General features: G+C 51.5%; 13 protein-coding genes and 1 pseudogene. 9 read left to right on the top strand and 5 right to left on the bottom strand.

The features are described 5' to 3' along the window. A partial coding sequence (locus tag JSN25_RS11510; protein WP_204525721.1) for a GNAT family N-acetyltransferase occupies positions 1 to 674 on the bottom strand: 674 nt, incomplete at its 3' end. Between the two features lie 142 nt (positions 675 to 816). Between JSN25_RS11510 and JSN25_RS11505 the strand changes: the two genes are divergently transcribed. Next, positions 817 to 1,935 (top strand): YbdK family carboxylate-amine ligase, encoded by a 1,119-nt coding sequence (locus JSN25_RS11505; protein ID WP_069323124.1) that lies wholly within the window; start codon positions 817 to 819, stop codon positions 1,933 to 1,935. Positions 1,936 to 2,001: 66 nt separating this feature from the next. Further along, a complete protein-coding gene (locus JSN25_RS11500; protein WP_069323123.1) occupies positions 2,002 to 2,250 on the top strand; it encodes a DUF1158 domain-containing protein in 249 nt (82 codons plus the stop codon). A 21-nt stretch (positions 2,251 to 2,271) separates the two neighbouring features. Here the strand turns inward: JSN25_RS11500 and JSN25_RS11495 are convergent, their stop codons facing one another. Continuing rightward, complete coding sequence (locus tag JSN25_RS11495) at positions 2,272 to 2,613, bottom strand: RamA family antibiotic efflux transcriptional regulator (protein WP_003021996.1); 342 nt, start codon at positions 2,611 to 2,613, stop codon at positions 2,272 to 2,274. A gap of 17 nt (positions 2,614 to 2,630) precedes the next feature. Next, positions 2,631 to 3,743 (bottom strand): MBL fold metallo-hydrolase, encoded by a 1,113-nt coding sequence (locus tag JSN25_RS11490; RefSeq protein ID WP_137346957.1) that lies wholly within the window; start codon positions 3,741 to 3,743, stop codon positions 2,631 to 2,633. Positions 3,744 to 3,933: 190 nt separating this feature from the next. On the opposite strand from JSN25_RS11490, the pseudogene JSN25_RS11485 reads away from it, so the two are divergent. From JSN25_RS11485 to nfsB, 3 genes and pseudogenes are all read left to right on the top strand, one after another. Then, positions 3,934 to 4,507 (top strand): annotated as a pseudogene (locus tag JSN25_RS11485) (TetR/AcrR family transcriptional regulator). Then, positions 4,507 to 4,875 carry an MmcQ/YjbR family DNA-binding protein gene (locus JSN25_RS11480; protein ID WP_038638590.1) on the top strand — a complete coding sequence of 123 codons (369 nt, stop codon included), beginning with the start codon at positions 4,507 to 4,509 and terminating at the stop codon, positions 4,873 to 4,875. The pseudogene JSN25_RS11485 and the gene JSN25_RS11480 overlap by 1 nt, the downstream one beginning before the upstream one ends. A 118-nt stretch (positions 4,876 to 4,993) precedes the next feature. Further along, on the top strand, positions 4,994 to 5,647 hold the full coding sequence (nfsB, locus tag JSN25_RS11475; protein WP_069323119.1) for an oxygen-insensitive NAD(P)H nitroreductase: 654 nt from the start codon (positions 4,994 to 4,996) through the stop codon (positions 5,645 to 5,647). Between the two features lie 46 nt (positions 5,648 to 5,693). Here nfsB and JSN25_RS11470 read toward each other — a convergent pair whose 3' ends face one another. Further along, the gene (locus tag JSN25_RS11470) at positions 5,694 to 6,557 is read right to left on the bottom strand and encodes a helix-turn-helix transcriptional regulator (RefSeq protein WP_121528731.1); all 864 of its coding nucleotides are present in this window, start codon (positions 6,555 to 6,557) and stop codon (positions 5,694 to 5,696) included. A 107-nt stretch (positions 6,558 to 6,664) separates the two neighbouring features. Here JSN25_RS11470 and JSN25_RS11465 point away from each other — a divergent pair, with 107 nt between their 5' ends. Beyond that, positions 6,665 to 8,104: an MFS transporter gene (locus JSN25_RS11465; RefSeq protein ID WP_085047568.1), complete on the top strand. Its 1,440-nt coding sequence runs from the start codon at positions 6,665 to 6,667 to the stop codon at positions 8,102 to 8,104. Positions 8,105 to 8,175: 71 nt separating this feature from the next. Next, the gene (locus JSN25_RS11460; RefSeq protein ID WP_069323117.1) at positions 8,176 to 9,420 is read left to right on the top strand and encodes a mechanosensitive ion channel family protein; all 1,245 of its coding nucleotides are present in this window, start codon (positions 8,176 to 8,178) and stop codon (positions 9,418 to 9,420) included. Positions 9,421 to 9,474: 54 nt separating this feature from the next. Here JSN25_RS11460 and pheP read toward each other — a convergent pair whose 3' ends face one another. Beyond that, positions 9,475 to 10,869 (bottom strand): phenylalanine transporter, encoded by a 1,395-nt coding sequence (gene pheP, locus JSN25_RS11455; RefSeq protein WP_038638573.1) that lies wholly within the window; start codon positions 10,867 to 10,869, stop codon positions 9,475 to 9,477. 293 nt (positions 10,870 to 11,162) lie between these two features. Between pheP and JSN25_RS11450 the strand changes: the two genes are divergently transcribed. Both JSN25_RS11450 and JSN25_RS11445 read left to right on the top strand, forming a co-directional pair. Further along, positions 11,163 to 12,338 (top strand): coiled-coil domain-containing protein, encoded by a 1,176-nt coding sequence (locus JSN25_RS11450; protein WP_121528729.1) that lies wholly within the window; start codon positions 11,163 to 11,165, stop codon positions 12,336 to 12,338. A 617-nt stretch (positions 12,339 to 12,955) separates the two neighbouring features. Then, positions 12,956 to 13,534, top strand: coding sequence for a helix-turn-helix transcriptional regulator (locus JSN25_RS11445; RefSeq protein ID WP_085047570.1), 579 nt, complete (start codon positions 12,956 to 12,958; stop codon positions 13,532 to 13,534). The last annotated feature ends 140 nt before the right edge of the window (positions 13,535 to 13,674 follow it).

Below are 13,674 nucleotides of genomic sequence, written 5' to 3'. Positions count from 1 at the left end.
CGTTGCCGCCCATGTTCATCAAAGTTGTCGGCAGCCAGCCAACGCTGCAATGCGGCATCGCGCTGCGGCCATTCGCTGTCAATCATTGATAACCAGTCGCTGTCGCGGTTGCGCCCCTTACGCACGATCTTCTGGCGAAAACGCCCTTCGAAGATAAACCCCAGACGCTCTGCCGCCCGTCGCGACGCCGTGTTCAACGAATCGCATTTCCACTCCACGCGCCGATAGCCTGACGCAAACGCCTGACGCAGCAGCAGCCAGACGCTTTCGGTGCCGAGTACCGTATTTTTCATGCGCGGCGACCAGGTCACATGACCAATTTCGACCGAGCCATGCTCCCGTTCGATCGCCATAAAGCACACCAGGCCAACTGCACGCCCGGAACGCTGTTCAATTACCGCATAGGGAACCAGGGAGACGTCAGTGGATTTTGCCGCTATCCAGCAAGCCGCGGCTTCAACGCTCGTTGGGCGGGAGCTTGCAAGCCAGGTCCAGTCGCGATCGTCGGGTGCCTGCGCATAGGCATCAAACAGGTCGGCGGCATGGCTGTCGGCATCCAGAGGAACCAAACGGCAATACTGCCCAACAAGCTCTTCCCGTGGCAGCACGGCGGCCCCCTTCCAGTCCGGCACAACATCGCCGACTGTCTGTCCATAAAGATTTATTTCCGGCACGGATTCCCCCCTGTTGCGAAGCAAAAAATAGTTATAGCACCTGCCATTTCACCTTCAAAGCGTCACCCGGTGATTTCTTACGCAAAACAGAAAACCAGCAGTCCTTCTATACTTAATTAAAATCAACGCTGAAGAGAGCCCTATGTCACTACCCGATTTTCATGTTTCCGACCCTTTTACGCTAGGCATTGAACTGGAAATGCAGGTGGTTAATCCCCCAGGTTACGACCTGAGCCAGGATTCTTCCCGGCTGATTGACGCCATTAAGCCACAGCTTACCGCCGGGGAAGTGAAGCACGATATCACCGAAAGTATGCTGGAGATGGCAACCGGGGTTTGTCGCAATATCGACCAGGCTGATGCTGAATTGTCGGCCATGCAGCAGATAATCATGCGGGTTGCGGCAGAGCATCACCTCGCCATCTGCGGCGGCGGTACGCACCCATTTCAAAAATGGCAACGTCAGGAAGTCTGCGATGACGAACGCTATCGACGTAACCTGGAAAATTTTGGTTATCTTATTCAGCAGGCGACCGTTTTCGGTCAGCACGTCCATGTTGGCTGTGCCAACGGTGATGATGCAATTTATCTCCTGCACGGGCTGTCGCGATTTGTTCCTCATTTTATCGCGCTCTCTGCCGCCTCGCCTTACATGCAGACATCCGACACGCAATTTGCCTGCGCGCGCCTGAATATATTCTCCGGCTTTCCCGATAACGGTCCGATGCCATGGGTAAATAACTGGCAGGAATTTACGGGACTATTTCGCCGGCTGGCTTACACCAGCATGATTGATAGCATTAAAGATTTGCACTGGGATATCCGCCCCAGCCCGCACTTCGGTACGGTTGAGGTTCGGGTAATGGACACTCCGTTGACCCTTAAACACGCGGTCAATATGGCGGGACTGATACAGTCCACCGCCCACTGGCTACTCACCAAACGTCCATTCAAACACCAGGAGCGTGATTATTTACTGTATAAATTCAACCGTTTTCAGGCCTGCCGTTTTGGTATGGCGGGAATCGTCACCGACGTGAATACGGGCGATGGGCATCGCCTGGCGGATGACACGCTACGACTGCTGGAGAATGTCGCCGCCTCTGCGGAGAAAGTGGGGGCGACCAGCGCGATTGAAGCCTTACGCCTGCAGGTTAAACATGGTCATGATGAAGCACAGAATATGCGTGATTTCGTGGCGGAAGGCGGATCGTTGAGTGGTCTGGTGAAAAAACACTGTGAGATTTGGGCAGGGCTTTAGGCGTGGGGTTTGCGTTGCCCGCTGAGATCCCGGACAATGGTATTTTAACTCAAGTTTAACAATACCATGAAACACCCGCTTGAATCGCTGATGACCGCCGCTGGGATCCTGCTGCTGGCTTTTCTGTCCTGCCTGCTCTTACCTGCCCCTTCACTTGGCCTGGTGCTGGCGCAAAAACTCGTCGCCACCTTTCATCTGATGGATCTCAACCAGTTTTACACGTTGCTGTTTTGCCTGTGGTTTTTACTACTGGGGGTGATTGAGTATTTTGTGCTGCGCTACATTTGGCGGCGCTGGTTCTCGCTGGCGGATTAAACCCGCGAGAACCCGGTGCCGTTAATGCGTTCGACTATGATTTTCTTTGCGATAAGCGCCCGGCGGTTGACTAAACGTACGGGTGAAAATACGCGTAAAAGTCTGCTGTGAATCGAATCCGTACTTCAAACAGATGTCGTACACTTTCTGATCGGTATCGCGCAGATCGCGCGCCGCCAGCAGCAGTTTACGCTCACGGATGTAACGCCCCAAGCTCTCGCCTTTGTACTGCATAAAAAGACGCTGTAGGTGCCATTTTGAATAACCCGCATGGCGGGCAATATCATCAATGCGCAATGGTTGATTCAAATTATCATCAATCCATTCAACAATCGTATCAATTACCTGAGCAGAAATCGTCATCATGCTCTCCCCTGTGTTCATTGATTCGCCTGCTGCCACCAGGCCGTAAACGTTTGGTCCGGTTCGGACAGTATGACCGGTTCACCCAGCATCGGCGTCAGCAGTCGGTAATCTTGTTGGCGGCTGGCAAGCGCCAGTCGTTTGTACGGATCATCCCAGGTATGTTTCGCCAGAACAAAACGACCTGCGTGCCCGGGCAAAACGGCTTTCGCATGCAGATCCGCCGCGGCCTGAGCCGTCTCTTCCGGCATCATGTGAATAAACTTCCAGTCCTGGTCATACTGACCGTTCTCCATAATCGCCAAATCAACCGAGCCAAACTGCTCGCCAATGGCTTTAAAATGCGGCCCGTAGCCGGAATCCCCGCTGTAATAAACGTTCTGCCCCGGCATTTCAAACATAAAGCTGGCCCACAGCGTCTGATTACGCTTAATGCCTCGCCCCGAAAAATGGCGGGCTGGCAGAACATGAACAATCAGTGAATCCGTCACTCTGACGGACTGATTCCAGTCACGTTCGTCGATTATCTCGCTGCGCATTCCCCAATAACGCAGATGCGACCCCACACCCAGCGGCGTAATCACCCGTTTAATCTTCGGCATTAACGCCTTGATGGTGGCGAGATCCAGATGGTCATAATGATCGTGCGAGATGATGAGCAGATCGATCTCCGGCATCGTCTGCGCGGTCCACGGATAATCCCCGGCAAAGGCTTTGTTCAGAAATGAAAACGGCGCGGCATAGTTGCTGAACACCGGATCAATCAGGATGCGTTGACCCGCCAGTTGCAAATACCATGAGGAGTGGCCCAGCCAGACCAGAGTATCCTGCTGCGGCGGTAACCCGGCGAGATCGCTCGCCACCAGCGGTAACGGCTGCGCTGGCCGCGCATTTTCACGTTTAGCGACCAGAAACTCCCACCAGGCCGCCAGCATACCTTTGTTACCGGTATAGCCCGGTGTTGGCACCTGGTTATGAAACTGTCCATCACGATAGTGTGGCGACAGTTCAACCTGACTCAGTTGTGCCCCTTGCGGCGCCTGGCCAAATCCGGCATTGAGTACAAACGGTAAACTTGTAGCAGCGGCAATAAGCATAATAACAACCACACAAACTGTGAGACGCTTCATATCCTGACCTTAAACGCGCCTCCTTTCCGCTGGTTTGCGCGACTGACTCTTGATTATGAGTGAGTAAGCACTCATTATAGAAATCGAAAGTTCGCCGTCAAGATGATTTTCAATCTTTGACATTCTCCGTTGCGGTGCTGCAAAGGCCGTGATTCAATCATGTTTTTTACAGACTTAAGGGTAAAGTGTAGTGGCTCGTCCGAAGAGTGAAGACAAAAAACTGGCATTACTGGAAGCTGCAACCACAGCATTTGCACAATCAGGTATTGCGGCCTCAACCGCCGTAATCGCGCGCAATGCAGGGGTTGCCGTTGTTTCGCTATTTCGCGACCAAAGATGATCTGATCAACGAGCTTTACCTCTTTTTAAAACACGATCTCTGCCAGTCAATGATGGCCAATCTGGACCGTTCAGTGACCGATGCCAAAACCATGACTCACTACATCTGGAACAGCTACATTAGCTGGGGTCTGAATCATACCTGCGGACATCGCACCATTCGTCAGTTGGCCGTCAGCGAGAAAATCAGCAAAGAAACTGAACAGCAGGCTGACGATATGTTCCCGGAACTGCGCGATCTTTGTCATCGCTCCGTGCGCCCTGAATTTATGTCGGACGAGTATCGCGCCTTCGGCGACGGGCTTTTTTTGACACTTGCAGAAACAACCATGGAATTCGCTGCCCGCAACCCTGCCCGCGCGACGGAATACATTTCGTTGGGGTTTGAAGCCATGTGGCGCGCCCTGACCCGCGAGGAAAAATAATGGATGGAAAGACACTGCATGTCTGCGCGAAGCGCCTTGCGCTTGAACTGCCTTTTACTGAGCACTGCTGGCCTTTTGGCCCGGAATACGACGTGTTCAAGGTCGGCGGCAAGATTTTCATGCTGGTCTTTGAACATCACGGACGCCCGCTGGTTAACCTGAAATCCGATCCGCAAAAATCACTGTTAAATCAGCAGATCTACCCCAGCATTGAACCCGGTTATCACATGAATAAAAAGCACTGGATCTCAGTCTATCCAGGCGACGACATTACCGAGTCATTGCTGACGGACCTGGTGAGCGACTCATGGCACCGGGTGGTGGATGGTTTGCCTAAGCGCGATCAGCAACGCCTGCGGCCAGGCTGATTTATCGTTAGCGTCGATAAGTGTTTTTGCATTTTTCGCTCTTATCATTTTCTCGCTAACCCTGTACCCTGCTGAAACTAAACGCACCCGCAGGGTAGGAAAACCACCAGGAGTAGTTATGGATATTGTTTCTGTCGCCTTAAAACGTTACTCCACTAAGGCATTCGATCCGAATAAAAAACTGACCGCTGAGCAGGCCGAAAAATTAAAAACGCTGCTGCAGTTTAGCCCGTCCAGCACCAACTCTCAGCCGTGGCACTTTATCGTTGCCAGCACTGACGAAGGTAAAGCGCGCGTGGCGAAATCCGCAGCCGGCGGCTTTGTATTCAACGAGCGTAAAATGCTGGATGCCTCCCACGTTGTGGTGTTCTGCGCCAAAACGGCGATGGACGATGCATGGCTGGAGCGCGTCGTCGATCAAGAAGAGCGCGATGGCCGTTTCGCTACCCCGGAAGCCAAAGCCGCTAACCACAAAGGCCGTACTTTCTTTGCCGACCTGCACCGCAAAGATCTCAAAGATGACAACCACTGGATGGCGAAACAGGTGTACCTGAACGTCGGTAACTTCCTGCTGGGCGTTGCGGCGATGGGGCTGGACGCGGTGCCAATCGAAGGCTTTGATGCTGCCGTTCTCGACGCAGAGTTTGGCCTGAAAGAAAAAGGTTTCACCAGCGTAGTCGTGGTCCCGGTAGGTCATCACAGCGTAGAGGATTTCAACGCCGCGCTGCCGAAATCTCGTCTGCCGTTGGAAACAACGCTGACTGAAGTCTGATTTTTGCCGTTATGCCCGATGCGTGTCGCCGTCATCGGGCGTATCACTACTGATTCAGCCACGCCAGAGCCTGCTCCCCCGCTTCATCCATCGGTAAATAAACCAGCAGCCGCGAACCGTTACGCGGGGCGGAATACCAGTACATTTGCTGCAAGCTAAAACGCCCTAACTGCGGATGAACAAAGTTTTTGACCTGATTTTCCACACCGCGAACGTCATAACGCTGATGCCATAATGCTTCAAACTCAGACGATGCGGCAAAAAAGCGCGCCAGTTTATTTTCCCAAACAGGATCGCTGCGATGTTCCGCCATTGCCGCACGGAAATAAGAAACAAACGTCGGTAATACATCGCAGTTTGCTATACGGCTACGCCAGGTTTCATTCGTGAGATAGAGGTAAATACAGTTGCGGTCTTCGCTCGGGAGCGTGGAGAAATCAACGCCCATCAACCGGCAAAAACTGTCGTTCCAGGCCACGATGTCAAAACTGGGTTTCTGAATACTGGCGGGCTGCGGCATCAGGCTGTCGAGCATCTTTCGGGTGCCTGGCGCAATCCCTTCACACACCATCACCGGCGTGGATTCCGGTGGCGTCAATCCGGCCAGTACAAACAGGTGGCGGGTTTCCAGCGGACTGCATTGCAGCGCGCTCGCCACGTTCAGTAAGACCGCTTGCGACGGATTGACCTCTCGCCCCTGCTCCAGCCAGGTGTACCAGGTGACGCCAACGTTAGCCAACATCGCGACTTCTTCGCGGCGCAGACCGGGCGTTCTTCGCCGCCCAATGCGCGGCAGACCCAGACGCTGCGGATCGAGGCTTTCCCGTCGCGCACGTAAAAACGCGCCAAGCTGCTTGCGGCTGTCATCAGGGAGAATAACCGCGGATTCCTGTTGCGCTATTACCGACATGGACTCTCCAGCATAGTAGTACTAATACCAGTATAACCAGGAACTGGTACCCGTTTAATTTTTCAGTGATGCTACGTCCATCTGCAAAATGATGCAATGGAGTTACTATGAGTACATCAACTGTTTCACCCGGCCGCATAGGGTTGCTCCTGTTATTGACAGGCCAAATGCTCCCGCTCATCGATACATCAATTACCAATGTCGCTCTGGATTCCATTACCCAGTCGCTTCAGGCCACCACCACGCAGCTGGAGCTGATTGTCGCTTTGTACGGGGTGACTTTCGCCGTTTGTCTGGCGCTGGGCAGCAAACTCGGTGATAACTATGGTCGCCGCCGCCTGTTTATGACAGGCGTCGTGCTGTTTGGCATCGCCTCTCTTTTATGCGGGATGGCGAATTCCATTCATATGTTACTGGCTGCCCGCGTTCTACAAGGTGCGGGCGCGGCGCTAATCGTGCCGCAGATCCTTGCCACCCTGCACGTCACGCTGAAAGGTCCTGCACATGCGCGGGCCATCAGTTTGTATGGAGGAATTGGCGGCATCGCGTTTATTGTCGGCCAGATGGGCGGAGGCTGGCTGGTTTCGGCAGATATTGCAGGGCTGGGCTGGCGCAACGCCTTTTTTATTAATGTCCCGATCTGTCTGTTAGTTCTGATGTTCAGCCAACGCTATGTCCCGGAAACCACGCGAGAAACCCGAACCCGCATCGACTGGCTGGGCACCAGCAGTCTGGCTGCGATTCTCTGCTGCTTGTTGTTTCCCATGGCATTAGGCCCGGAAACCGGCTGGCCGTGGCAGACTCAGCTTGCTCTGGTCGCCATCCTGCCTTTGGGATGGTGGATGCGCAGCAATGCGTTACGACAAGAACAGACCGGGCAACATCCTCTCTTACCGCCACGCCTGTTAAAACTCAGCAGCATCCGGTTCGGCGTGCTGATCGCATTACTGTTTTTTAGCGCCTGGTCAGGATTTATGTTCTGTATGGCGCTGACGCTACAGGCCGGTCTGGGGATGGCGCCCTGGGAATCCGGCAATAGCTTTATTGCGCTTGGCGCAGCCTATTTTATCTCCGCCTGTTACGCACCGCGACTCATTGCCCGCTATAGCACGGGACGTATTCTGCTCACCGGGTTGATTATTCAGATCGCTGGCTTGATGGGCTTAATGATGACCTTCTGGTATTCAGGTATGCATACCTCGGCCATTTCGCTCGTTCCGGCGACAGCGTTTATCGGCTATGGTCAGGCGCTGATTGTGAACAGTTTTTATCGCATCGGTATGCGCGATATCGCCACGCACGATGCGGGCGCCGGAACCACCATTCTGAGTACGTTGCAGCAGGCAACATTAGGACTCGGTCCCGCCGTGTTGGGGGCGCTGTTCCTGCATCTGCAGCAACATTACCATGGTGATTACACGCGCTCGGTTATCGGCTTTTTAGCCGTCGAAGCCACAATGATGACCGTACTGTTACTGACTACCTTTTTATTTCGCCGCACGCTGAATATCAATCCGGTGTGCGCCAGCATCACCGCAAAATCGTAGGCAAGACGAGCGTAATTTGCATAAGCTCCCGACAGCGGTCATCATAGGCCGCTGTTTATTAAGGAGACATTATGCAGGAATTGATATCTCAGGTAGAAGAACTCGGCATTGAAATAAACCACACCACCTCGCTGGTGATGATTTTTGGCATTATTTTTCTCACCGCCATTATTGTTCACGTTATTTTGCACTGGGTGGTGCTGCGCGCATTTGAAAAGCGCGCGAACGCCAGCTCCCGTCTGTGGCTACAAATCATCACGCAGAACAAGTTATTTCACCGGCTGGCATTCACCCTGCAGGGTATCATTGTCAACATTCAGGCCGCGCTGTGGTTACAAAAAGGCAGCGAAGCCGCAGAGATATTAGTGACCTGCGCTCAGCTGTGGATCATGATGTACGCCCTGCTGTCCCTGTTCTCCCTGCTGGACGTTATTCTCAATCTGTCGCAAAAACTCCCAGCCGCATCTCAGCTACCGTTGAAAGGTATATTCCAGGGAATCAAACTGATCGGCGCAATTATCGTTGGGATTTTGATGATTTCCCTGCTGATTGGTCAGTCCCCGGCAATACTGATAAGCGGCCTGGGCGCGATGGCCGCCGTCTTAATGCTGGTGTTTAAAGATCCCATCCTCGGCCTGGTGGCCGGCATACAGCTTTCAGCCAACGATATGTTGAAGTTGGGCGACTGGCTGGAAATGCCGAAATACGGCGCAGACGGCGCGGTTATCGATATTGGTTTGACCACGGTGAAAGTGCGCAACTGGGATAACACCATCACCACTATCCCCACCTGGTCACTGGTATCGGACTCTTTTAAAAACTGGAGCGGGATGTCTGCTTCCGGGGGGCGACGCATTAAACGCAGCATCAGCATTGATGCCACCAGCATTCATTTTCTTGACGAAGATGAACGCCAGCGACTGCATAAAGCACACCTGCTAAAGCCGTATTTAACCACGCGTCATCAGGAAATTGACGAATGGAATCAGCTATTGGATGCGCCTGAATCCGTATTGAATCACCGCCGGATGACCAATATTGGCACTTTCCGCGCCTATCTGAACGAATATTTACGTCACCATCCGCGGATTCGCAAAGATATGACGTTAATGGTACGCCAGCTTGCGCCAGACGATCATGGTTTGCCGATCGAGATTTATGCTTTTACCAATACGGTAGTCTGGCTGGAATATGAAAGTATTCAGGCTGATATCTTCGACCATATATTCGCAGTGATCGAAGAGTTTGGCTTACGCATTCATCAGTCGCCTACCGGAAATGATATTCGCGCATTGTCAGGGGCTTTTCAGCGTTAATCGGCAATGAGAAGTGGTAACCGATCTCATCGCCAGGATGAGATCGGTTAGATATTAGCGGGATTTACGGCGCAGCAGTTTGAAGGCAACAAACAGGAACAGGATCCATATCGGCAGCAAAATAGCGGACAAGCGCATATCATCCATGGTGCACATCAGCACCAGAATCATGCCGAGGAAGGCAATGCACAGATAGTTTCCGGCCGGATACAACAGCGCTTTAAACTGGGTATCACGTCCTTTGCGGCGCATCGCCGCGCGGAATCGCAAATGCGCCAGACAAATCATAATCCAGTTTAGTAGCAGCGTCGCGACAACCAGCGCCATCAACAGACTGAACGCTTTTTGCGGCAGCACATAGTTGATCAACACCACCAGTGACGTAATCGCGCCGGACAGAATCAATGAGTTCACCGGAACGCCACGACGACTGACGCGGGTTAAAAACTTCGGCGCATTTCCCTGCACGGACAAGCCAAACAGCATGCGGCTGTTTGAGTAAACACCGCTGTTATAGACCGACAGCGAAGCCACCAGAATGACAAAGTTCAGTGCAGAAGCCACCACGTTACTGTCAAGATTATGGAAAATCATCACAAACGGGCTACTGTTTGATTTCACTTCCACCCACGGGTACAAGGCCAGCAGCACCACCAGGGAACCGATGTAAAACAGCAAAATACGGTACACCACCTGATTTACCGCTTTCGGGATACTTTTCTGCGGATCCTGCGCTTCCGCGGCAGTGATCCCTATCAATTCCAGCCCGCCAAACGAGAACATAATCACCGCCAGCGAGAGGATCAATCCGTTCCAGCCGGTGGCAAAAAAGCCGTTGTAACGCCAGAGATTATCGATGCTCGCATGTTCCCCGCCGTTACCGGAAAACAGCATCCAGATACCAAAGCCAATCATGCCGATAATGGCCAGCACTTTAATCAGCGCAAACCAGAATTCCGTTTCGCCATACAGACGTACGTTAACCAGATTGACGGCGTTGATGATCACAAAAAACGCGGCGGCCCAAATCCAGGTGGGGACATCGGGCAGCCAGTACTGCATGTAGATTCCGGCCGCTGTCAGCTCCGCCATGCCAACCAGCACAAACATCACCCAGTAGTTCCAACCGGACAAAAAGCCAGCAAACGGTCCCCAGTATTTATAGGCAAAATGGGCAAACGATCCGGAAACGGGTTCTTCCACCACCATTTCGCCCAGTTGACGCATAATCAAAAAAGCGATGATTCCGGCTACGCCGTAACCCAGTAACACCGCAGGCCCCGCCATCTGAATGGCCGGACCAATGCCCAAAAACAGTCCGGTTCCAATTGCGCCGCCCAGCGCAATTAACTGAATATGGCGGTTTTGCAACCCCCGCTGAAGCGTCGGCTCATTCGTCGACGCGGCATCAGACACGCTGGTGTCAGATGCAGTTGACGCGTTTTTCACGCCCTTCCCCTGTGTCGTTTTTATTGAAGGGGCTTCTTTTAACATTTCAACCTGGTTGCCGCAAGGCGCAATCGTTTAACACCATGGTCATCAGCGATGCCTGAGCCGTTGTTATTTTTCATGGGGCTGCTCCTTACCAGAGCTCACGCTTTTCATAATTACAGTGAATTATTCTGGACGAAAAGGTATTGCAGGCCACAGAATGCACCTTACTGTTTTTCTAACATTTTCAAACGGGTGGGCCTGTTGTATTTAAGCCATTCGTTTTTGAGTCAGGCCAGGCAACGACTGTCATGAATAAGATCATCAAACGACTGGAAATCGTCAAAAGCGCTATTGAACTGGAAGATGAGGAGATTATTTTCCAACAGGTGGCGCATCTGAAAAATGAGCCTTTGTCAGTCGTGCCAGACACCATCGTGCAGGCGATCGAAGCCCGGCGCTTTAGCGATGCTCTGCGTGAAATCACCGCCTGGCTGCAATCTCAGCGGGCAGTCTCTACGTGGCAGGATCCTGCGATTGCGGCGAGTAAACTCGAACTGAAAGCGCTTGAAACACAATTGCGTGACCTGATTGATAAGCGCAACACGCGCATTCAAATCCTCGATGATTTCAACGATCTATACCATCTTCGTCTTGGGCCGTTGATGAGCCGCATCCTTGAGCTGCGTAAGCAACTGGCCGCCAGCGCGCAACGTAAGCAGGAAGCGGAGCGAAAACGCCGGGAAAAAGACTATCAATCCTGTCAGCACTATATTTCCCAGGCCGTTGAGCAGTTGGCCAGACTCAAGCAGCAATGGATGAACCAGCACTCAGATTCGCGCGAATCTGTCGAAACCCGGCAACGCATTCAGCAACAAACGGAGCTGATCACCGCCCTGCTGGCGGAGATTCGTGAACTGGAAAACGACTTTTCTCGCCAGGACGACAGCGCGACTCGCCAGGCACAAGAAGAGGCCAGTCATGAATATGATGAATATCAGGAGCAGCAGCAGGACGCACAGCATCGTTTTACCCGCGATCAACGACTTTCTCCCGATGAGCGTAGCGAGCTAAAGCGCCTGTGGCGGCAGGCCAGTCGTCTTTGCCACCCGGACGTAGTGGCGGATGATCTGAAAGAGAAAGCGCATCAGATGATGGTACAGCTTAACCAGGCGCGCCAAAATGCCGACCTTGCCGCCGTACGGACGTTACTGACCCAGTTACAAAGTGGTCTCGAACCGATGATGGCGAGCGACCGATTGAACGATCTGCAGCATTTACGCAGCAAAATACAGCAGCTCAGAGAACAAATTAACGCACTGCTGAAAGAGATTACCGAACTAGAGGCGGAAAACGCCTGGCGCCTTGCTTCCTCCGTGACCGATAAAGAGGCTTACTTCTCTGACCAGCAACGGGCGCTGACGGAAATCCGCAACTCGCTGGAACAACAGGTGCAACAGGTCGAGCAGGAGCTGTTAGCGGGCTGAGCGCTAGCAGCGAAGTAAGCAGATAAAATGACAACGGCAAGCAACATGCTCAAATAAAGCACAAAAAGACCAACTTAGAATAAAAATCTATGAACGTTTATTTAATTGGCTAAACAGTCTTAAATTCAAACATTTTTAGATGCTTAATGTAAGTTTGGCGATATTTCCATCTTCACTGTTCCCACCCGCCCCTTCTTCCTAATCTTAATTAAGAATTTTCCTACCCACCAACCAGTCCATCATCACAAGCTGGCATTCCTTTGAAATATAATCATTTTTAAATAAATCGCCGTCAATAAGCCCAGGAATATCCTGCCTTTATGGAAAAGGTGGGCCCATTCTTGTGGTGATCCATAAGCGAAATCTATCAATCATCTGCTCAGAGGTGATATAAACGATTTATCTTAAATTTTAACAAAGTGTAATATCTACTTTCAGAATAGTTAATGCTTCAAATAAATACAGAAAATATCTGTTGAATCGGCAATAAATAAGGATACGTTCGAACCAAAGAACGTTATACGAGATTTAATTAACATTCCGCGCGTCGCAAGAAACTCTTTTTTCAGCCAGAAAAAAGAGGCGACTGCTTGCATTAAAATTTCAAGGAGATCGTAATGTCTAAGGCTATTTTTTTGGGTGATTCACTTTATCCCTGGCTAGGCATGCGAGAAATTCTACGTGGTTCATCATTATATATTGATATCACATACCACTCCTCTCAGACGTTTTCAGCAGTCAAGTTCCTGCCAGATGGCACGGATTACATCATTATTAATCCTGACAAATCAGATTTTTTAAAATATGCCCGGATTATCCGCAGCATGGCTATCCGCCCTGCCACAAAAATTATTGTTTTGGCAGATGAAGCCACCTTTTCTCTTTTTCAAACCGTTTGCGGGAAGAACATGCAATTACTCGATCAAGATGCCAGCCTCGATCGGCTACTGCATGCCGTTACACGTATCATACAGAATAAAAAACAAAATAATATCAACGCACTACATACTAAAATTACCGCAAACGAATTCAATGTCATGATGATGCTTGCCCGGGGTTGGTCATTGGCACAAATCGCCGGGGCGTCACAAAAAAGTGAAAAAACCATCGGGGCGTACAAAAGCAACATTGCCAGAAAGCTCGGCAAAAATAACACCCGGCTCAAGTACACCATTTCCCACTATAGCCAGCCGTAACTGACTTATTTAAGGACAATTATCACGGTTATTATTTAAATCTTTCCTTTCGGCTCATTTTTAATTCCGCAACGCTCGGAAGGGAGCCCTATTCCCAAAAATCAATATGCCGGGTAGCGCATCCGCGGGCCAATCATAGC

Source organism: Citrobacter cronae, assembly GCF_016893685.1.
GTDB lineage: Bacteria > Pseudomonadota > Gammaproteobacteria > Enterobacterales > Enterobacteriaceae > Citrobacter > Citrobacter werkmanii.
The sequence above is the reverse complement of the archived record's forward strand: the minus strand, read 5'-3'. Positions and strand labels throughout refer to the sequence as shown.